Source organism: Biformimicrobium ophioploci, from assembly GCF_030270605.1.
In the GTDB taxonomy this organism is placed as follows: Bacteria; Pseudomonadota; Gammaproteobacteria; order Pseudomonadales; family Cellvibrionaceae; genus Biformimicrobium; species Biformimicrobium ophioploci.
The window spans coordinates 1-25,706 of the sequence record NZ_BSYJ01000008.1 but is presented as its reverse complement, the minus strand read 5'-3'; the positions used below and the strand labels follow the sequence as shown (position 1 = coordinate 25,706).

Here is a 25,706-nt window from a genome sequence, read left to right as displayed (position 1 = left end):
GCAAGTCGCGCTCTCAAACTGAAAAAGGCCTCACATGAGGCCTTTTTTATTGCAGCGATTTCTGAGTTTTTTCAGGCACTAATACCTGAGCATATCTGCTTAACCTTTGGGCCAGAGACTGTGTCCTGCCGCTTTTTCCACTGACTCCATCAGTGCATTGTGCCCGGCAACTTCGGCTTCGCTGGCGACGATAATACGGCCCGGCTGACGCCCCGACGCGATCCGACGGATCCCGGTGGTCAATCCGCTATCGGAGCCCTTGTTACTGTTCTGCCCGTCCTGCCCGAGCGCCAGATCAGTCTGGCCACCGGTCATCAACAGGTAGACGTCGGCCAGGATTTCCGCATCCAGCAATGCGCCGTGCAGGTCGCGCGCGGAGTTGTCCACGTGATAGCGCTTGCACAGGGCGTCGAGGTTATTTTTCTGGCCCGGGTGCTTTTCCCTTGCCATCTGCAGGGTGTCCAGCACTGAGCAATGTGCGGCGGTATTCTTCCAGCGCGGATTGCCCCACTTGCCGAGCTCGTTATCGATATGCCCGACGTCGAACGCCGCGTTATGAATCACAAGCTGCGCGCCCTCGATGAACGCCATGAACTCTTCTGCAACCTGTGCAAAGACCGGCTTGTCCGCCAGGAATTCATTGGTGATGCCGTGAACGTTGATCGCTTCCTGCTCGACCTCGCGCTCCGGATTGATGTATTTATGGAAGTGCCGGCCGGTCAGCTTGCGCCCCACCACTTCCACACAACCAATTTCAATAATCCGGTGTCCCTGCTTCGGGTCGATACCGGTGGTTTCCGTATCCAGAACAATCTGTCGCATGGTTTCCCCAAAAACTCAGGCCGCGCAAAAAGAGCGGCCGTCAATCAATTTCAAGCAAGCTCGTCGATGCCGCGATTGGCCAGAGCATCTGCGCGCTCATTACCCGGGTCACCGGAGTGGCCTTTCACCCAGTGCCAGTTGATCTTGTGCCTAGCCACCTCGGTATCCAGCGCACGCCACAGGTCCTCGTTCTTGACCGGTTTGCGAGCGGAAGTCTTCCAGCCGTTTTTCTTCCAGCCGTGAATCCAGCTTGTGATCCCCTGGCGCAGATACTGCGAGTCAGTATGCAGCTCCACCTGGCAGGTCTCTTTCAGGGCCTCAAGACCACGGATCGCCGCCAGTAATTCCATCCGGTTATTGGTGGTATTTTGCTCACCACCGCACAGTTCCAGCTGGTGCTCGCCAAACGTGAGCCATGCCCCCCAGCCTCCGGGACCGGGGTTACCCCGGCAGGCACCGTCGGTATAGATTGTTACAGTCTTCAAATGGTCGGTTCGCTTTCTTGTAAAAGGCTGGCGCTAGCGCGGCTTGCCCAGCCCGGAATATTCGAAATAGCCCATGCTTTCGACATGCATGGTCTGTGGAAACATATCCAGAGTGGACAATCTTATCAGCTCGTAGCCCCCGCCCAACAGGATCTTCGCATCGCGGGCGAAGGTTGCCGGGTCACAGGACACATACAGCAGTTTTTTTGGTCGCAGTTTGAGCAGGTTTTCCACCACTTCCCTCGCCCCGGCCCGTGGCGGGTCCAGCAGCACACCGTCGATCTCCGCCGGCAGGCGCTTGAGTGCTGTCGCGGACGTCAGGTCAGCTGCGACAAATTCACAGTTATCCAGCCCCTGCGCGATGGCATTCTGGCGTGCCCGCTCCACCATATAGGGCAGCAACTCCACCCCGATCACACGGCAGCCCAGACTTGCAATCGGCAGGGTAAAATTGCCAATACCGCAGAACAGGTCGAGCCAGGTTTCCGATGCGGCAGGACTGGCCCATGCGAGCGCCTGCGCGACCATCAGTCGGTTGATTTCGGGGTTGATCTGGGTGAAATCCTGGAACTGGAAGCTCACCGGAGCATCGAGCCCCGCCAGGCGGTAACCCAGCAAGGGCGCCACCGCGTTGCCATCCGGGTCCGTTACCGTGGTGCCGGCTTCCCCCTCCTTACCGGGCTGCAGCAACACCTGCAGCCCGCTGGTGCGGCCCAGTTCCGCCAGCTGTGCGCGATCACGAGGACGCAGGGGCTTTAACTGGCGCAACAGGCAGAAGCTGGCGGAGTCATCCCGCAGCAGTTCAGCGTGGCCCAGCGCCCGGGGCTCAATCCCCGCCAGCACCTGCTGTATCGCGGACAGGCTCCGATTCAGTTCCGGGTGCAGGATCGGGCATTCGCTGACTTTCACCAGCTCCCGGCTCGATTTCTGCCTGAAGCCGGCAAAGGGTTTGCCCTTGTGCCTTATCGAAAGGCGGGCGCGACTCCGGTAACCCCATTCGCTCCCGGTCAACATTGGCTCCCAGGCGCCGGTGGCAACGCCTGCCCCCGCGCGCTGCAGGTGATCGCGCAGCAACTGGGCCTTGTGCGCCCTCTGCTGATCCAGGTTCAGGTGCTGAAGCTGGCAGCCGCCACAAGTCTGGTAATGGGGACAGGGTGGATTGACCCGCTCTGGCGCCGGATCCGAGACACACGCCTCGCTGATGCCCTCCTGAAAGCGGCTCCTGACCTCCACCAGGCGAACCAGGTGGGTTTCACCGGGAAGCGCCTGCTCCACAAAAGTCACCTTGCCGTCCCAGTAGCCAATACCGCGGCCATCGTGGGCCAGACGCTCTATGGGTACTTCGACGGGGGCGGACGGGAGCCTGGGACCGCTGCCTGCCCTGCCCGACTGGCGGGCCTTCGGTTTTTGGGGTATTGGCCTGGGGCGGCGCATGCTGATATACGGGCTCTCAATCTCGCGGCTTGTTGCGGGCCGCCTCTGTAACACGGGAGCTGCTGGGCACCATGCCCAACGCCGGCGTATGCTTGCGCTGCCAGTTGGGCTTGATGGCCTGCATGCGCACCACTTCCTTGCGCGCGACTATGAGATAAAAGCCGCCCCACGGCAAACGCCAGCGCGCCGCCTGACGCTCCATCCAGCTGGTTTGCGCCAGAATTTCACCGTGCTGTACCGGCCAGCGGAAAAAGCCCTTTTCAATATTGCCCGGCTGTAAATCCAGAAACTTCATCCAGTCTGTCACCCGGGAGAGGCTCAGGCTGTTGCCACGAAAGTGCGGACGCGATGAAAACACGCGCCCTACGGCGCGGTAGATGCCCATCAGGCTGTACGGGCTGAAGCCAATCAGCACCAGATGGCCATTGGGAATCAGCACCCGCGCGGCCTCGCGCAAGAGCTGGTGGGGATCCTCGGCAAAATCCAGCAGGTGGTGCAGGACGACCACATCCACCGAGCCCTCCGGCAGCGGTAAATGATTCAGGTCGGCAACGGCCTCGCCCGATGCCTCGGCCACCGGGGACAGGCGGAAGCGATGGTTGATACGGCTGGACGCTGCGAGATCGACATCCGGGGCGACACTGGCCTGCAACAGGTGATAACCGAAAAACTGCTCGATCAGCGGCTGGGCCACGGCCAGTTCCTGGCTCAGCAGCTCGTTACCCAGATTGCTGGAAAACCAGTTGCGGATCTCACCGTAGGATTCGGAAAGTGGCGGGACACTGCTTTGCTGGCTCCACCATCGCGCCGCGCGCCTGCGAATCTTCCCCATTCAGCTGCCTCTCCCTGTAATTACCTGCGCGGTCTGGTGTGCCGGGTGCGCCCGCGCGGCTGCAAAACAGCGCGGGAATTCCTGTCTAAGGTGCCATAGTCAGGGTATGCTGCGCCCTGTCCAGAAACACTTTCGCAGTTACACCCAGATTTCCGGAAAAATATGCTTAAGATTACTCCAATCCCTGCATTTACTGATAATTATATTTGGCTCCTGCAGGACCGGGGCCAGTCCTGGGTAGTGGACCCGGGCGATCCGAAGGCCGTTACCGATGCGCTGCGCGACACTGCGCTCAGCGGCATCCTGATTACACACCATCACCTCGACCATACCGGGGGCCTCCAGCAGCTGCGCGAGACCTATGACTGCCCCGTGTATGGCCCCGCGACCATCGAGGGCATCACCAACCCCATCGCTGACGGCGACCGTTTTGAGCTGATGGACTGCCCGGTGGAGGTCCGTGCTGTCCCGGGGCACACCCTCGATCACCTGGCCCTGATTATTGCAGAAGGCGACATACAACACCTGTTCTGCGGCGACACGCTGTTTGCCGGCGGCTGCGGGCGCCTGTTCGAGGGCACGCCGGAGCAGATGTGGGACTCCCTGGATGGCCTGGCAGAACTTCCGGAAGACACCCTGGTTTACTGCGCACACGAATACACCGCCGCCAACCTGAACTTCGCCAAGGTCGTAGAACCTGACAATCAGGCACTACAGTCACGAATAGGCGCGGTAGAGTCCGTGCGCGCACGTGGCCGCGCTACACTGCCAAGCACTATCGGTGTTGAAAGGGAGACAAACCCGTTTTTACGCTGCAGGGAAGAACCGGTTCAGGCCGCGGCAGCCAGCCAGGGTTTACAGGATGTTTACGACCCGGCCAGCGTTTTCCGCTGCCTTCGCCAGTGGAAGGATAATTTTTAATCAATTTGTATTGACCTTCACCGGCATACCTCTTTAAAATTTTGAACTTATCTGGAGAATCAATGACTTAGATAGGTTCCAATAAGAGTCGGTCAGACCACGTTCTCGCCCTCCGCTGTGATAACACAAAAAACGGGCAGTCATTTAAAGATAAAAACTGGGCAGTTATTCCATGATTTACAAGAAGTTTGCCGTAGTGCTTCTGGCTACGGCTGTGGGGGCCTGCGCTCGCATCGAAACCGCACCGCAACTACCCACCCCGGAGAGCACGGATACCGGAAAGAGTGCGCCGCACGCGGCAACCGCTGAAAGCGTCGCATCACCGGAAGTCACAGAGGCGGTCGCAACCAAGGATCTCTGGCAGCGCCTGACGCGCGGCTTCTCCCTGGACACCCAGACCCACCAGCCCAGGGTGCAGGACTACGTCCGCTACTACACCAAGAACAAGAGCTATATGAAGCGCGTTTCCGAGCGCGCCCATCGCTACATCTACCACGTTGCGGAAGAGCTCGAGGCTGCCGGCGTACCGACCGAGCTGGCACTGCTGCCGATCGTCGAGAGCGGCTACGACCCGTTCGCCTACTCCCACGCCCAGGCCGCAGGTATGTGGCAGTTTACCCCCGCGACCGGTCGCGCCTTCGGCCTGGACCAGAACTGGTGGTATGACGGCCGACGTGACGTCGCCGACTCCACCCGCGCCGCGGCCGAGTACTTCCTGTACCTCGCCAAGCGCTTCGACAATGACTGGCCACTGGTGCTGGCAGCGTACAACGGCGGCGAAGGCACCGTGCGACGCGCCATCCGCCGCAACAAGGCCGCGGGCAAGCCGACCGATTTCTGGCACCTGAAGCTGCCGCGCGAGACCCAGCGTTATGTGCCGCAGCTGCTGGCCCTCGCTGAGGTTGTGGGCAAACGCGAGCAGTACAACACACCACTGTTTGATATCCCCAACGAGCCCTATTTCGCCAAGGTTTCCGTGGGCAGCCAGATCGACCTGGCACAGGCTGCGGACCTGGCCGATATCGAGATCGAAGAGCTGTCGCTGCTAAACCCTGGCTACAACCGCTGGGCAACCGACCCCAACGGCAACCACCAGCTGCTGCTGCCGATCGACAAGAAAAGCGCCTTCGAGCAGAAGCTGGCCAGCCTGCCCAAAGAGCAGCGTGTTTCCTGGCAGCGCCACACGGTGAAATCCGGTGACTCGCTGATCAATATTGCCAAGAAATACCAGACGACCGTCGCCTCCATCCGCCAGACCAACAACCTGCGCGGCAACATGATTCGCGCCGGCAGCACCCTGCTGATCCCGGTGGCCGCGGCGCCTGCCGGGCAGTACGCCTACTCCATGGACGAGCGCCTCAAGCGCAAGCAGTCCCGCAGCGCCCGTCGCGGCACGGAGAAGGTCACCTACACAGTCAAGCCGGGTGATACCTTCTGGGACATCTCGCGCAGCATGGATGTGTCCGTGCGCCAGCTAGCAAGCTGGAACAGCATGGCTCCAGGGGACACCCTGCGTCCGGGCCAGCGCCTGGTCGCCTACCCCAAGTCCAACGCGCCCAAGACCGGTCGCACCACGCGCAAGCTGTCTTACAAGGTGCGTAGCGGTGACTCACTGGCTCGCATCGCGCAGAAGTTCAGCCTGAAGATCAATGACATCGTGAAGTGGAACCGGATCAACAAGAACAAGTACCTGCAACCGGGGCAGAAACTGACCCTGTACGTGGACGTCACCCGCCTGCAGGGTTGATACTCCATTAGACGCGCCACCGGCAGCGATGAACAGGCAACAAAAAAGGGGCTAATAGCCCCTTTTTTGTGTCCGGCGGTTAAATATCAGTTACCGATACTGATATCCGCCGCATCCTGCAGGTACTTCTCCATGGCCGCCGACTCATTGTTGGCATCCAGGACAGACAGCTGTCGCAGGAGTGCATTGCGCTGCTCCGCAGGCTGCGCATCGAGGTTACCCGGGCGCACGTCACGCAGCTTCAGCACCACACGGTTGCCACTGTTTACCTTGAGGGCTTTCACCGCAGGCAGGTCACCAGACAGCTCGAACGCGGCAGTGACGATCTCACCGCGCTCGCCAAAGCCCGTACGACGGGATTTGTCCGCCGTTTCCAGGGTCAGGCCCGCCTCTTCTGCGAGCAGCGCGAAGTCACCGCCAGCTGCCAGCGCAGCCTGCAGTGCTTCCGCCTTCTCGGCCAGCTGCGCACTGGCTTTCTCGCGCTTCAGCTTGTCGCTGATCTGCTCAGCCACCTTCGCCAGCGCGAATACACCCGCCGGCTGGTGCTCGGTTACCTGCAGCACCAGTGCATGGTCTTCCGCCAAGTCGATCACGTCCGAGGTGTTGCGGTCTTCCTTCACTTCCGGGGTAAATGCCGCCGCAACCACTTTTGGTTCTGCTGTAATGCCTTCACCGCCGGAACTGGAGAACAGGCCGGTCGTGCCCACAGTAACACCAAGCTCTTCGGCAACTTCAGCCAGGTCTTCTGCGTTGTAAGCCAATTCGGTCATACGCTCCAGCGCAGTCACGAATTCACGCTCAGCGCGGGAGGCCTTCAGTGCTTCGGCGATTTCCGCACGGCGCTCTTCCAGGGTCGGCACCTTACTTTCGGTCAGTTCGGTCAGCTTGACAAAGTGGGTACCGTCGGCAGTCTCAACCGGCCCGGAAACCTCATTGACGGACAGGGCTGCAAGGGCCTCCTCGAACTCGGGCGGGAAAACGTCACCACCGGTAAAACCGAGATCGCCACCCATTTCCTTGCTGGCAAAGTCATCGGAGTATGCCGTGACCAGCGCCTCGAAAGACTCACCTGCAGCCAGTTTGGCCTGCACTTCCGCAACCTTTTCCGCATCGGCATCGCCTTCAAGGAAGATGTGGGCCGCGCGGCGCTGGGTGCTGGCCTGGAATGCCTTCAGCTCCTGCTGGTACTGCGCCTGGATATCTTCCTCGGAAACATCGATCGCGCCGGCAAAAGTCTCGGGCTTCAGCTCGATATACTTGACCGCAACCATTTCCGGACGGGCAAACTCCGCCGGGTTTTCGTCGTAGTACTGCTGGATCTCCGCATCGGTCACGGAAATCTCGCCCAGCAGGCCTGCCACTTCCATTACCACGTAATCGAAATCACGTTCTTCCATGGAAAGCTCAACGAATTTCTTCGCTTCCTGTGCAGTGACAAAACCGCTGCCAGCGATACCTTCCAGGTATTGCTGTACAACCAGGCTCTGTTCGATGTACTGCTGGAATGCCGCCGGGGACATACCCTGGCGCGCCGCAGCATTGCGGAAGGCAGCCTGGGAGAACTGACCGTCTACCTGAAATGCCGGCAGGGAGGCAATGACCTTGTTGAGCTCCTCCTTGCTCATAACCATACCGCTCTCGCTCGCGGCCTGGCGCATTACCGCCTGCGCAATCAGCTGCTGGATCACGGGGCGACGCAGGGTGTCCTCACTCAGCGCTTCGGCTGGCAGGTTTTCACCGAACTGGGCCATCATCTGGGCCTGTTGGTTGCGCACGCCGCGCGAAACATCAACTTCTGAAATCTTCTCGCCGTTCACCGACGCGACTTCCTCACTGCCGCCACCGCTTGCACCGGTAAAGAAGTCAATGCCGGTGATTGCGACAATAAAACCAAACAGTGCTGCGAGAATAATCGCCGCAGTACCTTTAAGGTTGTCACGCATGGACTGAAGCATGGTGAACTCCAAATAAAAAAATCGTTAAACGAAAAATACAAAAATCTGCTAACAAAAAAGGCGCACCTTACCGATGCGCCTCTTAACTGCAGAAAACTACATCTCTGACAGTCGAAATCAGTTAACGGCGTCTTTCAGCGCCTTGCCAGCCTTGAAGCTAGGAATCTTGGCTGCAGCGATTTCAATCGGGTCGCCGGTACGCGGGTTGCGACCAGTGCGGGCAGCGCGCTCTTTAACAGCGAAGGTACCAAAGCCTACCAGTACCACTTGCTCGTCCTTTTTCAGAGCGTCAGTGATGCTGTCTACCATTGCGTCCAGAGCACGGCCAGCCGCCGCCTTTGGAATATCCGCAGATGCTGCAATGGCGTCGATCAGATCGGATTTATTCACGCTATATCCCTCTATATTTTTTTAGGTTATCGCGGGAGGAAGCATCTGGCCTCCCCCCTGTAAAACTTGGTCTAGCTATCGTGTAGCCACCGGGAACCTGCTGCCAGGCCACCCCCCCAAGGGCAAATGAGCCACGATTTATACCAACTGCCTGATAGCGGGTCAAGGAACCACGGGGGTTTCAGCCCAGTTGGGCGGATTCTGCGATCACATTGAACGTGCAAGGGTCAGGCGGGTCAGTTTTTAACCAGAGACTCGATTGAATTCACGCATGCGCGCCGGGCCACAACAGTGACCGACGCGCAAATTAACATCATATTCCGGGTCAATGGCGACGCGCGGAATGCGACTCCTTCTCATCGGCCTTGCGCTGCAGTGCGGCAAATTCCTCATCGGTCAGCGGCTCCGGCAAACGCACCAGCGCATGCTCCAGAACCTGGTCTATCCATTTGACCGGGTAGATGGTCAGGTCCTGCAGGATATTCTCCGGAATTTCCTTCAGGTCGCGCTCGTTATCCGCCGGAATCAAAACGGTCTTGATACCACCACGGTGCGCAGCCAGCAGTTTTTCCTTGAGACCACCAATGCGCAACACTTCACCACGCAAGGTGATTTCACCCGTCATGGCAACGTCCGAACGCACCGGAATATCGGTCAGCACCGACACCAGGGCGGTGCACATGGCGATACCTGCGCTTGGGCCGTCCTTCGGTGTGGCACCCTCCGGCACATGGATATGGATATCCTTCTTCTCGTGGAAGTCCGGGGCAACACCCAGCACCTGGGAGCGCGAACGCACCACGGTCAGTGCCGCCTGAATGGACTCCTGCATCACGTCACCCAGAGAGCCGGTCTTGATTACCCTGCCCTTGCCGGATACCGCCGAAGATTCAATGGTCAGCAGTTCGCCGCCAACCTCGGTCCACGCAAGTCCGGTTACCTGGCCAATCTTGTTTTCATCTTCCGCGCGCCCGTAATCGAAGCGCCTTACGCCCAACAATTCCTCCAGGTCCGCAGGTTGCACGGTAATCTGCTGGTTGCCCTTGGCACGCACATTCCTGGTAACAATCTTGCGGCAGATTTTTGCGATCTCGCGATCGAGACCGCGCACACCCGCTTCACGCGTGTAGTAACGCACCACGTCGCGGATGCTATCGTCGGAAATCTCCAGCTCTTCGGCTTTGAGGCCGCCGTTCTTGCGCTGCTTTGGCACCAGATAGCGCTGGGCGATATTCAGTTTCTCGTCTTCCGTGTAACCCGGGATGCGGATCACTTCCATCCGGTCCAGCAACGGACCCGGAATATTCATGGAGTTAGAGGTACACACGAACATTACGTCGGACAGGTCGTAGTCGACCTCCAGGTAATGGTCGTTGAAACTCTTGTTCTGCTCCGGGTCCAGTACTTCGAGCAGCGCCGATGCAGGGTCACCGCGATGATCCATGCCCATCTTGTCGATTTCATCGAGCAGGAACAGCGGGTTCTTGACCCCGACCTTGGAAATCTTCTGGATCAACTTGCCCGGCAGGGAACCAATATAAGTGCGGCGATGGCCGCGAATCTCTGCTTCGTCGCGTACGCCACCCAGCGCCATGCGCACAAACTTGCGATTGGTCGCGCGCGCAATGGACTCGCCCAGAGACGTCTTACCCACACCCGGTGGGCCAACCAGGCACAGGATCGGCCCCTTCACTTTCTTCACGCGCTTCTGCACCGCCAGGTACTCAACGATGCGCTCTTTCACTTCCTCAAGCCCGTAGTGGTCCGCTTCCAGAATCTCCTCGGCCTTGACCAGATCGTGGCGCACACGACTCGCTTTTTTCCACGGCACATTGAGCATCCAGTCGATGTAGCTGCGCAGAACGGATGCTTCCGCAGACATCGGCGACATCATCTTGAGCTTGCCCAGTTCGGCGCGGGTCTTCTTTTCCGCCTCTTCCGGCATACCCGCATCGGCGATTTTCTTCTCCAGATCCTCGATCTCGTTCGGCTCCTCAGAGATCTCCCCGAGTTCCTTCTGGATCGCTTTCATCTGCTCGTTCAGGTAGTACTCGCGCTGGCTCTTCTCCATCTGCTTTTTGACGCGGCCGCGAATACGCTTTTCCACCTGGATCAGGTCGATCTCGGAATCCATCAGGCCCAGCAGGTGCTCGAGGCGATCCTTGATGCTGGACATCTCCAGCAGTTCCTGTTTCTGCGCAAGCTCCAGCGACATGTGCGCTGCAATGGTGTCGGCAAGGCGACCCGGCTCATCGATGCCGGAGAGAGAGGTCATGACCTCGCCCGGAACCTTCTTGCTCAGGTTCACGTACTGCTCGAACTGGGTCATGGCAGAGCGCACCAACGCTTCCGCTTCCGGCTCCGACAGTTCTTCTGAAGGCAGAGGCGTGACCTTGGCGCGGTAGTGGTTTTCATGGTCGACCACTTCCGTAATGGACACCCGCTCGCTGCCTTCCACCAGTACCTTGACGGTGCCATCCGGCAGCTTTAGCAATTGCAGCACACTGGCAACGGTGCCCACCCGGTAGATATCGTCCTCGCCCGGGTCGTCCTCCGACGCCTGCTTCTGTGCCACCAGCAATACCTGCTTGTCATTGCGCATCGCCTCTTCCAGCGCGTCGATCGACTTTTCACGGCCGACAAACAGCGGAATGACCATGTGCGGGTAAACCACCACATCGCGCAACGGGAGTAACGGGTATTCAACCTGGGATGGGGACTGCTGATCCATGTAATTCCTCTTGTATCAGTGGCCCCGCACTCCGGATCAACGGCATCCGACGGGGGCTTCTGACGTTAGATGTGGGGCCAAAAGCGCCGAATACAAGTCTAATTTGATCGCGGCGTAAAAAAAAAGGGTTCCTCAGTGGAACCCTTTTTCACAAATACCGCGAATGCGGAAATGTTTTCGACTTGCTCGTCTGCGGCGCCCTACTCGTCCGGGGCAGCCTTGGCCGGGCTGGCTTCTGTACCAGTCTGGTACACCAGCAGCGGCGCGGAGTCACCTTTGATGACAGCTTCGTCAACCACCACCTTGGCCACATCGCCCTTGGACGGGATGTCGTACATGGTATCGAGCAATACCGACTCCATGATGGAGCGCAGGCCACGGGCGCCCGTCTTGCGCTCCATCGCCCTGGCCGCAACCGCGTCCAGTGCGTCGGGGCGGAAGTCCAGCTCCACACCTTCCATCTCGAACAGCTTGCCGTATTGCTTGGTCAACGCGTTCTTCGGCGCAGTCAGAATCTCTACCAGCGCAGCGCGATCCAGTTCCTCCAGGGTCGCAATCATCGGCAAACGACCGACAAACTCGGGGATCAGGCCGTACTTGACCAGATCTTCCGGCTCCAGGTCCTTGACCGTCTCGCCGAAATCACGCTTGTCGTCCTTGGACTTCACCTCGGCACTGAAGCCGATGCCGCCCTTCTCGGAACGATCGCGGATGATCTTGTCGAGCCCCGCAAATGCCCCGCCACAGATAAACAGGATATTGGAGGTATCGACCTGCAGGAATTCCTGCTGCGGATGCTTGCGACCACCCTGCGGTGGTACCGAGGCCACAGTGCCCTCGATCAGCTTCAGCAGCGCCTGCTGTACGCCCTCACCGGACACGTCGCGGGTGATGGACGGGTTGTCGGACTTGCGCGAAATCTTGTCGATTTCATCGATATACACAATGCCCTGCTGCGCCTTATCGACGTCATAGTCGCATTTCTGCAGCAGTTTCTGGATGATGTTTTCCACGTCCTCACCCACATAACCGGCTTCGGTCAGGGTGGTGGCGTCGGCAATGGTAAACGGCACATTCAGCAGACGCGCCAGGGTTTCGGCCAGCAGCGTCTTGCCACTACCGGTCGGGCCAACCAGCAGGATGTTGGACTTGCTGAGCTCGACCTCGTCCTTGTTCTTGCGCGCCGCGCCGCTGCGCAGGCGCTTATAGTGGTTGTATACCGCCACTGCGAGGACTTTCTTGGCCCGCGCCTGGCCGATTACATACTCGTCCAGAATCTCGGTAATCTCGCGGGGGCTCGGCAGTCGCTCCTCACCGCCCTCGACGTTACCGCCCTGGACCTCTTCCCGAATGATGTCCGTACACAACTCGACGCACTCGTCACAGATGAATACAGAAGGACCGGCGATCAGCTTGCGTACCTCGTGCTGGCTCTTGCCGCAGAACGAGCAATACAGCAATTTGCCGTTTTCTTCGCCGTTGCCGCCGTTTTGGTCGGTCATTCACATACTCCGTGGTCTTCGAACAGGCGCCCGATGGGCGCCAAAAAATACTTTCTTATCATCAAGATGCTAGCTTCAGGCGACAATTTCAACCCCTAAATGCCAAACCGGTCAGCTTTCCGCCAAATTGCGGTGGGACAGCACCTCATCCACCAGACCGTAATTCTTGGATTCCTCTGCACTCATAAAGTTGTCGCGCTCGGTGTCGCGGGCAACCTCTTCAATGCTGCGACCGGTGTGGGACGCCATGATCTCGTTCAGGCGCTCGCGGATCTTGAGGATCTCCTGCGCATGGATATGGATATCCGTGGCCTGCCCCTGGGCGCCGCCGCTGGGCTGGTGAATCATGGTGCGCGCATTGGGTGTGGCGTAGCGCTTGCCGGTCGCGCCCGCTGCCAGCAGGAAGGCACCCATGCTGCAGGCCTGGCCAATACACATGGTGCTGACGTCCGGCTTGATGAACTGCATGGTGTCGTAAATGGACATGCCGGCAGTGACCGACCCGCCCGGGGAATTGATATACAGGTGGATGTCCTTGTCCGGGTTTTCCGCCTCGAGGAACAACAGCTGCGCCACCACCAGGTTCGCCATGTGGTCCTCAACCGGGCCCACCAGGAAGATCACCCGCTCTTTCAACAGGCGCGAATAAATGTCGAAGGAGCGCTCGCCGCGCGCAGTCTGCTCCACCACCATGGGCACCAGGCCGCCAGCGGAATTTACGTCGAGGGATTGGTTGGGATATATGAACTGAGCCATGTGAACCGATGCTTCCTTATTGTGGCTGTGGGGCAAGTATCCTGGGCAGCGCCATCACACCGGCAGGCGGCACGCGGACTGCAGAAAATTTAACCACTGCATTTAGTGCAACGCTGAACGCGCTCTTATTACGCAGCAGAAAAGAGAAATCTGTTCTCTTGAAGGAGCTTAACTCGGCAGGCGCCGGATTGCCAGAACGGCATATGGGGAAGAATTCGGGACGCTATCCGGAAGGCTCCGGAAAGAAGGTACCGGGGAGAAAGACGCGGCCGCCGGCAATGCGGCGACCGCCCCTGGAAATGATCAGCCCTGTTGCGGCTTGATCACCTCGTCGTAGCTGCTTTCTTTTTCGGAAACCTTGGCGGATTCCAGAACGAAATCTACAACCTGGTCTTCCAGTACTACAGACTCAACACCCTGCAGCAGTTCGCGGTTGTTGAAGTAGTACTCCACAACCTCTTCCGGCTGCTGGTAAGTAGAAGCAAGCTCTTCGACCTTGGCCTTTACACGATCCTGGTCAACAGCGATGTTGTTCTGCTTGACCACTTCGCCAACTACCAGGCCCAGGCCAACGCGACGCTTCGCCTGCTCTTCGAACATCGCGTCCGGCAGCATATTCATCGCATCTTCCGGCTTGATCTGGCCACCGAACTGCTGAACCATCTGGCCGCGCAGGCCGTGGACTTCGTTGGCGATCAGGGCAGCCGGCATTTCAACCTGGTGCGCTTCGTACAGCTTGTCCATGACCTGGGTCTTGACCTTGTTCACGGCAGCGTTCTTCAGCTCGCGCGCCATGTTTGCGCGGACTTCTTCGCGGAACTTCTCTTCGCCGCCTTCCTCAACACCGTAGGTCTTGAAGAATTCGTCGTTCATTTCCGGCAGTTCCGGCTTCTCGGAAGCAGTCACCTTGACGTTGAAGACAACCGCAGCGCCTTTCAGCTCTTCCGCGTGGTAGTCTTCCGGGAAAGTCAGCTCGAGGTCTTTTTCCTCGCCCGGCTTCATGCCGATGATGCCGTCTTCGAAGCCCGGGATCATATTGCCGGATCCCAGCTCCAGCTTGTGGCCTTCAGCCTTGCCGCCAGCGAACTCTTCACCGTCTTTGGTGCCAACGAAGTCGATGGTAACGCGGTCGCCTTTCTGGGCCTTGCGCTTGGTTTCTTTCCAGCCGCTCTGCTGCTTGCGCAGCACGTCGATCATGTTGTCCACGTCTTTGTCGGACACTTCGGCAACCGGACGCTCGATTTCGAAAGTGCTGAAGTCAACCAGCTCTACTTCCGGGTAAACCTCGAAGGTCGCTACGTATTCCAGATCTTCGCCCGGAGCAACCTTGGTGGCTTCGATGCGCGGCTGGCCAGCCGGCTTAACATCTTCCTTTACCACGGCCTCGTAGAAGGAGCGGTTCATGACTTCACCGATTACTTCCTGGCGAACACCGGCACCAAAGCGCTGGCGTACAACCTTCATCGGTACCTTGCCCTTGCGGAAACCGTTGATGCGGACGGTCTTGGCCGCCTGCTGGAGACGCTTGTCTACTTCTTGCTCGACTTGTTCTGCGGGTACACCTACTGTCAGGCGACGTTCCAGGCCGGAAGTTGTTTCGATAGAAACCTGCATATCAATCCTCGTGAGACTATGCTCGCCATCGCGTCGACTTCACCAAGCCGCGCAAATCACTCATTAACGAAAACGGGCAACCCACCGTGTAGCGGGCTGCCCTGAATCTTGGTGGGGACGGAGAGACTTGAACTCTCACACCTTGCGGCACTAGAACCTAAATCTAGCGTGTCTACCAATTCCACCACGTCCCCGTGCTCTCGCGCGCTAACTCATTGATATTTAAGTTTTTTCCGGGATTTCTCGAACCCGGAGTACGCCGAGGGGTGCAGATTGTGCCACAGTGGCTTGGCGGGTTCAACAAAGTGCCACCGCGGTACCAATGACATGGCGCGATAGATGTACAAAAAACAGCGGATCCGGGCCTGAACCTTCGGTCCCTGACGAATTACACGTTACTGGCCGCGGGGTTCGGCCAGCAATAACGCCGCGTCCGCAGAGTCTGACTGCACGCGCAACGCACTGCCGGCCGGCAGGAGAAACGCAGACTCAGCATCCACGATAGCGCCATTCACGCGCATGGACGCGCCCACGACCATACCAACCCGGTAATCCTCACACGCTGGCAGGTCGACTGACCCTCCGGTGCTGACACGAATACGATCAACGCAGAAGTCACTGAAGTCCACGATGCGCTCGATCGAGGCACTCTCGGGCGCAGGAAGCTGCTCAAACGCCGGCTGGGGCAAAGGCGTTTCGGCCACCAGGCCCAGCGCAGCGTCCGTGTCCCAGTGGCCCTGGGTCAGTACCTTCTGCGCAAACGAAAGGATCTTGCGCTCATACACCGGCGTCTGGAACTCGACAGTGCGGACACCGTGCTGGAGGGCATGCGGGGTATGCGTGGGCACCGTTACCACATCGCCGACTCTCAGCGGTCTGAGCGCGGTAAACGCGTCCATGGCGGCGCGCAGGTCGGCTTCTTCCACCAGCAGAGCCTCCGGTATCTCCGCCAGCCACGCCTTGGTGGTGGCGGCATCCAGCGGCGCATCAGCGGCGATACCGGCCGCCGCCCGCTTGTGGTCAAGGATGGCATCGATCTCGCGACGGCATTTTTCATAAGCCGCCACCGCGCTGCGATAGGCAGCCAGGAAATCCGCGAAGCTGTCAAAAGCGGCGCGTTTTTGCGGACAGAAGCCATAGCGGATTGCTCCGGTGCCATCCGGCCAGGCCTCCTCTGCCACGTGGGTGACGATATAGACTTCCTGCTTCTCTTCGTGCATTTCGAAGTAGAGGTCGCCAAACACCGGCTCCGGCAGCGGATCGAGGATCTTGAGCAGATTGATCTTTTCCGGCGTGCCGGCGGCACAGCGCTGCGGCAATGCCTGCAGCACCCACGGCAGCGGGACCGTCGCACCCGGCGTACCCACCAGAGACTGGCCGCGCGCTTCGATACCACTGAACCAAACTTCCCTGCCCCAGGGTTTCTCCACATAGACCGGTTGCAATGGCATGGGACCATCGAGGCGCAGCAGCGGTGCACCCATGGCTTCTGCCAGCCCCCTGCAACCCTTCGAAGTCAGCGCGCTGGCTGCCGCTGCCTGCACCACGGAAAAGCAGACGCCTTCCCCGGCCTGCTCGCGCCAGAACAGCGCCAGCAGGTCGATGGAGGCCCGGGGGTCCAGGTAGAACTGTTCGTGTGCAAACCGCACCGCCAGCTCGAACGGCTCCGCGCCACCAGCGGTAAGCTGGCTGTCGAGGCAGGCTTCGGGGTTGGGATGGTCTAACAGCTGTAGGGACAATTCGGGCACACCGGTTTCAATTTTCTGGCGATGGATACTAACAGAATCCGTTCCACCATAAAAAAACCCCGGCGTTGCCGGGGTTTTCTCGGGTCGAGGCGTCAGCAATCAGACACGTTCGACGATGGTGGTAATACCCTGCCCCAGACCAATACACATGGTGGAGATACCCAGGTTACCGCCTTCGTTCTGCATCACTGACAGCAACGTACCGGTGATACGCACGCCGGAGCAGCCAAACGGGTGGCCCAGCGCGATCGCGCCGCCGTACAGGTTTACCTTCTCTTCCATGGCGTCCAGCAGGCTCAGGTCTTTCAGCACCGGCAGCGCTTGCGCCGCGAATGCCTCATTGAGCTCCAGCTTGTCGATATCTTCAATCGTCAGGCCGGCCTGCTTCAGCGCTTTCTTGGTGGACGGCACCGGGCCGTAACCCATGATGGACGGATCCACGCCCGCCAGCGCCATGTCACGGACCTTGGCAATGGGGGTCATACCCAGCGCCTGTGCGCGCTCGGCAGACATCACCAGCATCACGGAAGCGCCGTCGGTGATCTGCGAGGAAGTACCTGCAGTAACCTGTCCGTGCTTCGGATCGAATGCCGGGCGCAGTGCAGCCAGCCCTTCAACGGTGGTGTCCGGACGGATGGTCTGGTCGGTTTCCACCAGGTACGGGATACCGTCGTCATCGTGACCTTCAATCGCAATGATTTCGCGATTGAACTTGCCTTCCTCGGTCGCCTTGGCGGCGCGCTGATGGGAGCGCGCGCCAAACTCGTCCATCTGCTGGCGGTTGATGCCGTGCATCATGGCCAGGTATTCGGCGGTCATGCCCATTGAGCCGGCGGCTTTCGCCATGGTGCGGCCCATCATCGGGTTCGGACTTACCCCTTCCATCATATTGAGGTGGCCCATGTGCTCGACGCCACCAACGACATAGACGTCACCCAGGCCGGAGCGGATGTTCGCAGCTGCAGTGTGCAGCGAGGACATGGAGGAACCACACAGGCGGTTCACGGTCTGCGCCGGAATGGTATGCGGCAGGCCCGCGCGCAGCACGATCATGCGCGCCACGTTGAAGCCCTGCTCCTCGCGCTGCATCACACAGCCCCAGATCAGGTCGTCGATCTCTGCCGGATCGAGCTTTTCATTGCGGTCCAGAAACTTCTTCAGCAGTTCCGCAGACATGTCATCGGCGCGCACATTGCGGTAAACACCGTTCTTGGAGCGGCCCATCGCGGTACGGGCGTAGTCGACGATGACTGCATCTCTTGGATTCAAACTCACGATGCTTCTCCTTACTTGTCCTGTGCGTAGTATTTTTCGCCGCTGGCAGCCATTTCGCGCATGCGCTCGGTCGGCTGGTACAGCTCGCCGAGGTCGGCGTACTTGTCGGCCATGGCGACAAACTTGTCCATGCCGATATTGTCGAGCCAGGCGAACAGGCCGCCGCGGAACGGCGGGAAGCCGACACCGTAGATCAACGCCATATCTGCTTCGGCAGCGGACGCGACAATGCCCTCTTCCAGACAGCGCGCCAGTTCGGTCGCCATCGGGATCATCATGCGCTCGATAACCTCGTCGGCCTCGTATTCGCGTGCTTCCGCCACATGCGGCTTCAGCAGCGCATAGGACTCGTCGGTGGCAACCTTCTTCGGGCGGCCCTTTTTGTCCACTTCGTAGTTGTAGAAGCCCTTGCTGTTCTTCTGTCCGTAACGGCCAGCTTCATACATGATGTCGGAGGCAGCGGTAAAGGTCTTACCCATGCGGGTCGGGAAACCTTCGGCCATCACCTGCTCGGCGTGCACACCGGTGTCGATACCGACAACATCCATCAGGTAAGCCGGGCCCATCGGCCAGCCCCAGCGCTCCATGGTCTTGTCGACTGCCTGGAAGTCCGCGCCGTCGCGCAGCAGCATGGAGAAGCCGGCGAAATAAGGGAACAGGACACGGTTCACAAGGAACCCCGGGCAATCGCGCACAACGATGGCTTTCTTGCCCATTTTGTTGGCGTAGGCAACGGTACGTGCAACCGCGGTATCAGAGGTCTTGCTGCCACGGATCACCTCAACCAGCGGCATCTTGTGTACCGGGTTGAAGAAGTGCATGCCGAGGAAGTTTTCCGGACGCGCCAGTGGCTCAGCCAGGTGATCGATGGAGATGGTGGAGGTGTTGGAGGCAACGATCGTGTCCTCGGTCACCTTGCTTTCCACTTCGGTCAGGACAGCGTGCTTGACCTTCGGATTTTCGACGACCGCCTCGACAACGATATCGATATCATCGAAACCATCGTAGCTCAGGGTCGGATCGATTTTGTTCAGCACATCGCCCATCTTGGACGCAGTCATGCGGCCGCGCTCAACCATTTTGGACAGCAGCTTGTTGGCTTCCGCGAGGCCGAGGTCGATACCCGCCTGGTTGATGTCCTTCATCATGATCGGGGTGCCCTTGTAGGCAGACTGGTAGGCGATACCGCCACCCATGATGCCCGCACCCAGTACCGCGGCGCGCTCGATCTTCTTGTCGGATTTTTTCTCCCAGCCCTTGGCAACCTTGCTGATCGCCTGGTCCGCCAGGAACAGACCCACCAGGGATTTCGCAGTATCGGTCGCGGAGCAAGCAGCGAACTGCTCCTGCTCTTTTTCCAGCGCGCCGGCACGGTCCAGTTTATAGCCCTGTTCCATGGAGGTGATGGCAGCTACCGGAGACGGGTAATTGCGACCGGCCTGCTGGCCGACAAACGCCTTGGTGGTGAAGAAGGCCATCAGCGCTTCGGTGTCATTGATCGGCACCGGTGAGGTCTTGATTTCGCGACGCGCCTTGATGTCGAGCTTGCCATCAACAGCACGCTGCAGCAGCTTGATAGAAGCTTCGCGCAGCTTGTCGGCCGGCACAACAGCATCGACAGCGTGTGCTTTCAGTGCGGCGTCAGGCTTCTGGTCCTTGCCGGAAGCAATCCACTCCGCAGCCACATCGAGGCCCGCAATGCGCGGCAGGCGCACGGTGCCGCCCCAGCCCGGGATCAGGCCAAGCTTGATTTCCGGCAGGCCCACCTTGGCGTCCTGGCTCAATACACGGAAATCACATGCCAGGCACACTTCAAAGCCACCACCCAGCGCGATGCCATTAATGGCAACCACAGTCGGGATGGACAGGTCTTCGATGCGATTGAAATTTTCGTTGTTGCGCGCAAGCAGCGCACCCACGCCGCTGGCACCGCCCGCGAAGGCATCACCAAATTCAGTGATGTCGGCACCTACGATGAAAACGGACTTGCCACTGGTCAGCAGCAGACCCTTAATAGCGCTATCTGCCTCAACGGCATCCAGCGCCTGGGAGAGTTCAGTCACTGTCAACACATTGAACTTGTTGACGGACTCACCTTCCAGATTGAAGTTGAGCTCGGCGATGCCATTTTCCAGCATCTGAACCGAGACAGCCTTGCCTTGGAATATCATTATTGACCTCGTTTTTCGCGGGGTTTTTGTTCACCCTGACTTTTCTTACCCTGGCTTAGGGCTGCACAGGTGCGCAGGCCAGTCCCGCCAGTGCGGGAGCAGACGCGCTAGTATAGTGCCTGTCAAACAGTTGTTTTAATACTAAATTCGACCAAAACCAGTGGCCTCGCCGATAGATTGGCGCTTTATTGGACAGTCGGTCCTAAACCGATGGGGGCGTGTTCGCAGATACCAGCACACACTCCAGTGGCCCGGGATTACGAAAGCGGTGCGGACGACGACTGTCGAAATAATAGCCATCCCCTGCCTGCAGCAGTTCGGTCTTGCCGGCCACCGTGACCTCGAGCTGCCCCTCTACAATGATGCCGCCCTCCTCGCCGTCGTGGCTGAGCATTTCAGGGCCCGTATCCGCACCAACCGGATACACCTCACGCAGGATCGACATATTCCGGTTAGGACGGTTCGCCGCGAGTAGCTGGAAGGAAATTTCCCCGGTGCCGACGTCTGCCATTTCCTCGGAGCGGAAAAAAACCTGGGGATTGGCCTCGAAATTGAGGGTGAAGAAATCTGCCAGCGACATGGGCACGCCATCCAGCACTTTCTTGAGGGATCCGATAGAGGGGCTGACCCGCCCCTGCTCGATCAGGGAGATGGTGGCATTGGTTACGCCGGCACGCTTGGCCAGCTCGCGCTGGGACCAACCGTGCATTTTTCGCAGCGCCTTGAGGCGCCGGCCGACACCGTCACTTGATGCGGCACCGGTTTTTCCATCAAGCTGCTCTTCTGCCAAAGCCGCCTCCCATCCTTAGATTGCTCTCTTTTATATGGGAAAGGCGGCTGGCGAACAAGAACCTTAGGCCATGTCCGCGAATGGATTGTCGCGTGGCAGGGTAACCGGCTGCTCCATGCCGGGCACTGTCAGGCTCTCACTATCGAGGCGGATCTCGCTCTCGTCGATCATGCCTTCACCGAACCGGTAGATCGCCTGCAGGTCGCCCTGGGTCGCAGTCGCGTCATAGGCGGCAGATTTTTCCTGCACGGCTTCATTAGCGCGCTGATGCGCATCCATCGCCTTCGCGCCATGCCGCGCAGCCAGCATTTGCCGGGCAACATCCGGGGAAAATACGGTCGCGGTAGCGTTGTTGCCACCAAAGCCCTTGGAGTTCAGGAATCCCACTTTGAGCGATTCCGGTGCACGCACCGTATGGTGCGTGTTGATTGCCAGGTTGTCGCAATGTACATCGTCCGCGACCTTGTCGATGGTCGTCACACCCGGGAGTACGCCGCGCTCGAAAATGCCGAGCGATGTCACCATCTGGTCGCCGCTGGCACAGGCAACGGTGTGGCCGAGGAATGCCTTTACGGCAACAATCGGCCACTCGCGAATACCAAAGGCACCTGCAACACGATCAAAAATCGCAGATTCGGTAATGCGGTTCTGCGGCGTGCTGGAGCCGTGCGCCTGCATGAAGCTGTGCTCGCGTACAGCCTGGTCACCGAGAATCGCCCTTGCCAGCGCGACGGACTTCGCCACGGTGAGGTAGTTGCCTGCACCCGGTGCGGAAATGGATTTCTTGGTGCCATCCGCGTTCACGAACACGCTTGGCACGGCGCCGTAGATATTGGCCCCGAGTTCGAGCGCCAGGGCATCGTCCATCAGCACCACCCACTGGGTGCCTTCGGACAGGGTAAAACCGCAGTTTTCGCCAAAAGGACGGCTCGCACAGCGCAGGTCCACATCCTCGCCGAAGATCTTGCGCAGGCCATCGATATTGCCAAGCGCACCCATGGTGGCAAAACCGTCAACGATTTCCGGTACCAGCGGCGCCTCGGCGGAGCCGACCACAGCAACCCGCGCGTTGCCCGCACGAATATCTTCCACGGCATTGCGCAGGTTGTAGAGGAATGTGGCGCAGGCACCGGCAACCGCGCCCGTGGTACCCACACTGCCGAGTACATAAGCATTGATGAAGTCCGCCGGCATACTGGTGAGGCCCATCGCAGTCTGCTTGGAACTCACACGGCCACCGCGCAGACGGGACTGTAACAGGCCACCATTGCCCATCGGATCCATCTGGCTCATGGCAGAGCTGGCGTACACCGCAATCTGGTCTGGCGCCACCCGGCTGGCAACAGTTTGCCAGTCGATACCCATGGAGTTGATGGCATCGGACGCGCCCAAAATGGCAAGCTGCAGGCCGCGCGGATGGAAGCGTGCATTGTAATGCTGGTCCGGTTCAAAACCGGACGGCAGCTGGCCGAAGGAATACACATTGATTTCACGGGCACTGTCGAGCATCACCGATAGCTGCTCGGCCTGCACCCGAACACGACCATCGCCGATATCCGTCACCGTCCAGTCCAGCGGTACCGGGTTCGGCAGCTGCTTGGCGGCCATCTCAAATGCCAGTGGTCCCGCTTCGGTACCGGACAAGCTGGCCTGCTGATGGCAGTGAACCTGGCTCGGGTCAAAGAAGCGCTCCTCCATTGGCCTGATCAAGCTGCCACGCAGCAGCGCCGGCTCCAGCTGGTCTACCAGGGCCGCCGCACTCACCTGCTCCTCACCGCGGTACCAGGCACCGTTGCGGAAACTGGCCAGCCCCATCAGGCTCGCCAGACTCAGCAAGGTAGCCTGACGCTCCGACGTGTCCAGCACGTCGAGGACCAGACGCTTGTATCCATGGTGGGCAGAACTACGACCAGCGGGGTTAAAACCGCCAAATCCTGTGACTACGGGTAAACGCTGCATGCAGGGCTCCAGCTAAAAAGCCTGTCTGAAATGGAAAAATAAGCACAATTTATCGAGGGGCCCAGTGTAGAGTCTGGCGAATCGGCCTAGGTATGGCCAAATTGGCCAGTCAAAAAGAAAGTCTAGCCAGCGCAGTCACTCAGCAGGAATATGAATTGGCGCCATTTTGGCCATGAATTAAGATATACGCGCCAATGACTTTCTGGCCACCGTTTTGACCGAGCACGCTAAACCAGTCATAAATCCGGGGAAGACCACACTCGATGCACAGAGTTACCTTTTTACTGATCGACCAGATGCTGGCCACCGCCAGCACATTGCCGATGGAGATGTTACGCGCGGCAGAAAGCCGCGCGCGCATGGACCCAAACTTTGATGGCCAACTCGAACTGGTGACTGCCAGCTGTGATGGCAAACCGGTATCCACCCGCTCCGGCATCGACCTGTCGCCCCAGTACAGCCTCGACCAGCTGGAAAAGAGCGACATCATCTACCTGCCCTCCCTGTGGCGTAACCCCCGCCCGCAGATCATGCGCAATCGCAAACTGTTGAGCTGGCTCAAGGAACAGGTGGCCGCCGGTGCGGCCATCAGCGCCACCGGTACCGGGGTTTGCTTCCTCGCGGCAGCGGGACTGCTGGATGACAAACCCGCAACCACGCACTGGCACTACTTCGACCAGTTCACCCAGGATTACCCGAAGGTGCACCTGAAGCGCCAGTATTTTATTACGCAGACAGACCGGATTTTCTGTGCCGCCAGTGTCAACGCACTGGCAGACGTCACGGTGCACTTTATCAAGGAGATGTACGGCCAGGCGGTGGCAAGCCACGTGGAGCGTAACTTCTCCCACGAGATTCGCAGGCCGTTTGAGGAAATCGCCTACTTCGAAGGCGCAGTACATCTGCACCCCGACGAGGACATCGTTCAGGCGCAGATGTGGCTGAAAGACCACTGCGGCGAGGAAATTCGCCTGAGTGAGGTAGCGGCCAGTTTCGACATGAGCGTGCGCTCGTTTAACCGCCGCTTCAAGATGGCAACGGGCCAGACGCCCTTGCAGTATCTGCAGAACGTCCGCATCGATATGGCCAGGGACCTGCTGCAGTCCAGTAACCTGTCCATCAATGAAATTTCAGAAAAAGTCGGTTACCAGGATATGGGCCATTTCACCGCCCTGTTCAAGAAATTCCTGTCGACTACGCCCAGCGAGTACCGCACCACCGTGCGCGCCAAGCTGTTCCGGGTCAATACCTGAGCGTCCTGCCGGGCGCCTCAGGGCTTTGTCAGAAAAATCACATCGTCCGCGACAAACTCGAGCTGCGCCTGCCAATGGCAGGCCAGCCAGCGGAGTGTATCGCGACTGAAAAAGATGATGTGGGTGGGGTCATTCTTGTAGTGCCAGTTGGCGAAGCGTTCCCTGCTGATTACCAGCTTGGTCATGATTGCCATGACACCACCGGGTTTCAGGCACCCCCATAATCGCGTCAGTTCATCTTCAGGATTGTGCAGGTGCTCCAGCACTTCCGTCGCGCAGATAAAATCATACTGCTCCTTCAGTACCTGCGGATGGTTGGCGTAATGCCGGTCGTACAGGGCCACACTGTGCCCCCTGGCTTCCAGCATCGCGGCCAACGCCGGGCCCGGACCACAGCCGAAATCCAGCCCGCGAGAAGCGGCTGGCAAGCGTGCCAGCAGGGGCTCGGCACAACGGGATAAAAAACGGCGGTAGCCGGCATCGCCTACATCATTTTCGTGCAGGTCGTAGTAGGCGCGCTCTTCCGCGTAAGAGAAATGGAAGGCGGGGGGAACAAAAACCAGGTCGCAATGGCTGCAGTGGAGATAGTCGCGCTTGCGATCCTTAAAATACAACTGTGCCGTCTCGCGACGGCACAGTGGGCAATATTGGTTAGTCATTGCCGGATCTTTCTCATACCCATCCGGCACAGTGCTTACGTTGCATGGCGTTTACGCGACCCGGGTCTGAGTCTCTGCAGTTTCCTGCTCTTTTTCCGTCCCGGATTCAATCAGGCTGCCGCCATTGATCTGGATCTTGCGTGGCTTCATCGCTTCCGGAATCTCGCGCACGAGATCGATGTGCAGCAGGCCATGCTCCAGCTTTGCATCAACCACCTTTACATGGTCCGCCAGCTGGAAGCGACGCTCGAAGTTGCGTGCGGCAATACCGCGATGCAGGAAATTCTTCTCAACTTTTTCATCGCTTCTGTTCGCGGTTACTGTGAGCTTGTTCTGGTCCATCTGGATATCCAGCTCATCCTGCGAAAAGCCGGCGACCGCCATGGAGATACGATAATTGTTCTCTCCGGTCAGTTCGATATTGTACGGCGGATATGATGGCTGGTTCTGTTCAGTGGTCATCATGGAATCCAGCAGATTTGCCATGCGATCAAAGCCGATTGCAGAACGGTACAGTGGGGAAAAATCAAGATTACGCATTTCCTATATCCTCAAACTTAGAGCAATATGTTTGTTTGCCTGCCTTACGGCCAGGCCCTGTTTTGCGATTTCCCTACCTGGCGCTAACATCGCACCAGGCAGGTCGCACTTTTGCGGCACCT

20 protein-coding genes and 1 tRNA gene are annotated in these 25,706 nt (G+C 58.9%); 3 read left to right on the top strand and 18 right to left on the bottom strand.

What is annotated here, in order from left to right:
• Positions 1-99 precede the first annotated feature (99 nt).
• The 4 genes from dnaQ to QSJ80_RS15065 are packed head-to-tail and all read right to left on the bottom strand — an operon-like array spanning position 100 to position 3,573.
• Positions 100-822, bottom strand: coding sequence for a DNA polymerase III subunit epsilon (dnaQ, locus tag QSJ80_RS15080; protein WP_285765300.1), 723 nt, complete (start codon positions 820-822; stop codon positions 100-102).
• Between the two features lie 50 nt (positions 823-872).
• Entirely contained in the window at positions 873-1,307 is a 435-nt protein-coding gene (gene rnhA / locus QSJ80_RS15075; RefSeq protein WP_285765299.1) for a ribonuclease HI, read from the bottom strand.
• Positions 1,308-1,340: 33 nt separating this feature from the next.
• Positions 1,341-2,741, bottom strand: a complete 1,401-nt coding sequence (gene rlmD, locus QSJ80_RS15070) for a 23S rRNA (uracil(1939)-C(5))-methyltransferase RlmD (protein WP_285765298.1) — start codon at positions 2,739-2,741, stop codon at positions 1,341-1,343.
• Positions 2,742-2,757: 16 nt separating this feature from the next.
• Positions 2,758-3,573, bottom strand: coding sequence for a class I SAM-dependent methyltransferase (locus QSJ80_RS15065; RefSeq protein ID WP_285765297.1), 816 nt, complete (start codon positions 3,571-3,573; stop codon positions 2,758-2,760).
• 162 nt (positions 3,574-3,735) lie between these two features.
• On the opposite strand from QSJ80_RS15065, the gene gloB reads away from it, so the two are divergent.
• Positions 3,736-4,494, top strand: a complete 759-nt coding sequence (gene gloB, locus QSJ80_RS15060) for a hydroxyacylglutathione hydrolase (protein WP_285765296.1) — start codon at positions 3,736-3,738, stop codon at positions 4,492-4,494.
• A gap of 172 nt (positions 4,495-4,666) precedes the next feature.
• Entirely contained in the window at positions 4,667-6,241 is a 1,575-nt protein-coding gene (locus QSJ80_RS15055; RefSeq protein ID WP_285765295.1) for a LysM peptidoglycan-binding domain-containing protein, read from the top strand.
• 86 nt (positions 6,242-6,327) lie between these two features.
• On the opposite strand, the gene QSJ80_RS15050 is transcribed toward QSJ80_RS15055, so the two are convergent.
• The 12 genes from QSJ80_RS15050 to QSJ80_RS14995 all read right to left on the bottom strand — a co-directional run bounded on the left by QSJ80_RS15050 (position 6,328) and on the right by QSJ80_RS14995 (position 23,132).
• A complete protein-coding gene (locus tag QSJ80_RS15050; RefSeq protein WP_285765294.1) occupies positions 6,328-8,196 on the bottom strand; it encodes a SurA N-terminal domain-containing protein in 1,869 nt (622 codons plus the stop codon).
• Positions 8,197-8,313: 117 nt separating this feature from the next.
• Positions 8,314-8,586: an HU family DNA-binding protein gene (locus tag QSJ80_RS15045; protein WP_285765293.1), complete on the bottom strand. Its 273-nt coding sequence runs from the start codon at positions 8,584-8,586 to the stop codon at positions 8,314-8,316.
• Between the two features lie 325 nt (positions 8,587-8,911).
• Positions 8,912-11,317 carry an endopeptidase La gene (gene lon / locus QSJ80_RS15040; protein ID WP_285765292.1) on the bottom strand — a complete coding sequence of 802 codons (2,406 nt, stop codon included), beginning with the start codon at positions 11,315-11,317 and terminating at the stop codon, positions 8,912-8,914.
• 200 nt (positions 11,318-11,517) lie between these two features.
• Positions 11,518-12,819, bottom strand: coding sequence for an ATP-dependent Clp protease ATP-binding subunit ClpX (clpX, locus tag QSJ80_RS15035; protein ID WP_285765291.1), 1,302 nt, complete (start codon positions 12,817-12,819; stop codon positions 11,518-11,520).
• 111 nt (positions 12,820-12,930) lie between these two features.
• A complete protein-coding gene (gene clpP, locus QSJ80_RS15030) occupies positions 12,931-13,575 on the bottom strand; it encodes an ATP-dependent Clp endopeptidase proteolytic subunit ClpP (RefSeq protein WP_285765290.1) in 645 nt (214 codons plus the stop codon).
• A 303-nt stretch (positions 13,576-13,878) separates the two neighbouring features.
• Entirely contained in the window at positions 13,879-15,189 is a 1,311-nt protein-coding gene (gene tig / locus QSJ80_RS15025; RefSeq protein WP_285765289.1) for a trigger factor, read from the bottom strand.
• A gap of 109 nt (positions 15,190-15,298) precedes the next feature.
• Positions 15,299-15,383: transfer RNA gene (locus QSJ80_RS15020), tRNA-Leu, on the bottom strand.
• Between the two features lie 201 nt (positions 15,384-15,584).
• Complete coding sequence (locus tag QSJ80_RS15015; protein WP_285765288.1) at positions 15,585-16,937, bottom strand: cupin domain-containing protein; 1,353 nt, start codon at positions 16,935-16,937, stop codon at positions 15,585-15,587.
• 99 nt (positions 16,938-17,036) lie between these two features.
• Entirely contained in the window at positions 17,037-18,212 is a 1,176-nt protein-coding gene (fadA, locus tag QSJ80_RS15010) for an acetyl-CoA C-acyltransferase FadA (protein WP_285765287.1), read from the bottom strand.
• 11 nt (positions 18,213-18,223) lie between these two features.
• Positions 18,224-20,383: a fatty acid oxidation complex subunit alpha FadB gene (gene fadB, locus QSJ80_RS15005; RefSeq protein ID WP_285765286.1), complete on the bottom strand. Its 2,160-nt coding sequence runs from the start codon at positions 20,381-20,383 to the stop codon at positions 18,224-18,226.
• 202 nt (positions 20,384-20,585) lie between these two features.
• The gene (locus QSJ80_RS15000; protein WP_285765285.1) at positions 20,586-21,173 is read right to left on the bottom strand and encodes a cupin domain-containing protein; all 588 of its coding nucleotides are present in this window, start codon (positions 21,171-21,173) and stop codon (positions 20,586-20,588) included.
• A gap of 63 nt (positions 21,174-21,236) precedes the next feature.
• Complete coding sequence (locus QSJ80_RS14995) at positions 21,237-23,132, bottom strand: beta-ketoacyl synthase (protein WP_285765284.1); 1,896 nt, start codon at positions 23,130-23,132, stop codon at positions 21,237-21,239.
• 263 nt (positions 23,133-23,395) lie between these two features.
• Here QSJ80_RS14995 and QSJ80_RS14990 point away from each other — a divergent pair, with 263 nt between their 5' ends.
• Positions 23,396-24,385 (top strand): GlxA family transcriptional regulator, encoded by a 990-nt coding sequence (locus QSJ80_RS14990; protein ID WP_285765283.1) that lies wholly within the window; start codon positions 23,396-23,398, stop codon positions 24,383-24,385.
• Between the two features lie 17 nt (positions 24,386-24,402).
• On the opposite strand, the gene QSJ80_RS14985 is transcribed toward QSJ80_RS14990, so the two are convergent.
• Both QSJ80_RS14985 and QSJ80_RS14980 read right to left on the bottom strand, forming a co-directional pair.
• Entirely contained in the window at positions 24,403-25,044 is a 642-nt protein-coding gene (locus tag QSJ80_RS14985) for a class I SAM-dependent methyltransferase (protein WP_285765282.1), read from the bottom strand.
• 51 nt (positions 25,045-25,095) lie between these two features.
• Complete coding sequence (locus tag QSJ80_RS14980; RefSeq protein WP_285765281.1) at positions 25,096-25,584, bottom strand: Hsp20 family protein; 489 nt, start codon at positions 25,582-25,584, stop codon at positions 25,096-25,098.
• Between the last annotated feature and the right edge of the window lie 122 nt (positions 25,585-25,706).

What these genes read in the sequence shown, in the direction of transcription:
- QSJ80_RS15055 (WP_285765295.1), top strand. Translation starts at nt 4,667, where the DNA reads ATGATTTACAAGAAGTTTGCCGTAGTGCTTCTGGCTACGGCTGTGGGG.
- QSJ80_RS14990 (WP_285765283.1), top strand. Translation starts at nt 23,396, where the DNA reads ATGCACAGAGTTACCTTTTTACTGATCGACCAGATGCTGGCCACCGCC.
- clpX (WP_285765291.1), bottom strand. Translation starts at nt 12,819, where the DNA reads ATGACCGACCAAAACGGCGGCAACGGCGAAGAAAACGGCAAATTGCTG.
- QSJ80_RS15065 (WP_285765297.1), bottom strand. Translation starts at nt 3,573, where the DNA reads ATGGGGAAGATTCGCAGGCGCGCGGCGCGATGGTGGAGCCAGCAAAGC.
- rlmD (WP_285765298.1), bottom strand. Translation starts at nt 2,741, where the DNA reads ATGCGCCGCCCCAGGCCAATACCCCAAAAACCGAAGGCCCGCCAGTCG.
- QSJ80_RS14980 (WP_285765281.1), bottom strand. Translation starts at nt 25,584, where the DNA reads ATGCGTAATCTTGATTTTTCCCCACTGTACCGTTCTGCAATCGGCTTT.
- gloB (WP_285765296.1), top strand. Translation starts at nt 3,736, where the DNA reads ATGCTTAAGATTACTCCAATCCCTGCATTTACTGATAATTATATTTGG.
- tig (WP_285765289.1), bottom strand. Translation starts at nt 15,189, where the DNA reads ATGCAGGTTTCTATCGAAACAACTTCCGGCCTGGAACGTCGCCTGACA.
- QSJ80_RS15050 (WP_285765294.1), bottom strand. Translation starts at nt 8,196, where the DNA reads ATGCTTCAGTCCATGCGTGACAACCTTAAAGGTACTGCGGCGATTATT.
- QSJ80_RS14995 (WP_285765284.1), bottom strand. Translation starts at nt 23,132, where the DNA reads ATGCAGCGTTTACCCGTAGTCACAGGATTTGGCGGTTTTAACCCCGCT.
- lon (WP_285765292.1), bottom strand. Translation starts at nt 11,317, where the DNA reads ATGGATCAGCAGTCCCCATCCCAGGTTGAATACCCGTTACTCCCGTTG.
- clpP (WP_285765290.1), bottom strand. Translation starts at nt 13,575, where the DNA reads ATGGCTCAGTTCATATATCCCAACCAATCCCTCGACGTAAATTCCGCT.
- fadB (WP_285765286.1), bottom strand. Translation starts at nt 20,383, where the DNA reads ATGATATTCCAAGGCAAGGCTGTCTCGGTTCAGATGCTGGAAAATGGC.
- dnaQ (WP_285765300.1), bottom strand. Translation starts at nt 822, where the DNA reads ATGCGACAGATTGTTCTGGATACGGAAACCACCGGTATCGACCCGAAG.
- QSJ80_RS14985 (WP_285765282.1), bottom strand. Translation starts at nt 25,044, where the DNA reads ATGACTAACCAATATTGCCCACTGTGCCGTCGCGAGACGGCACAGTTG.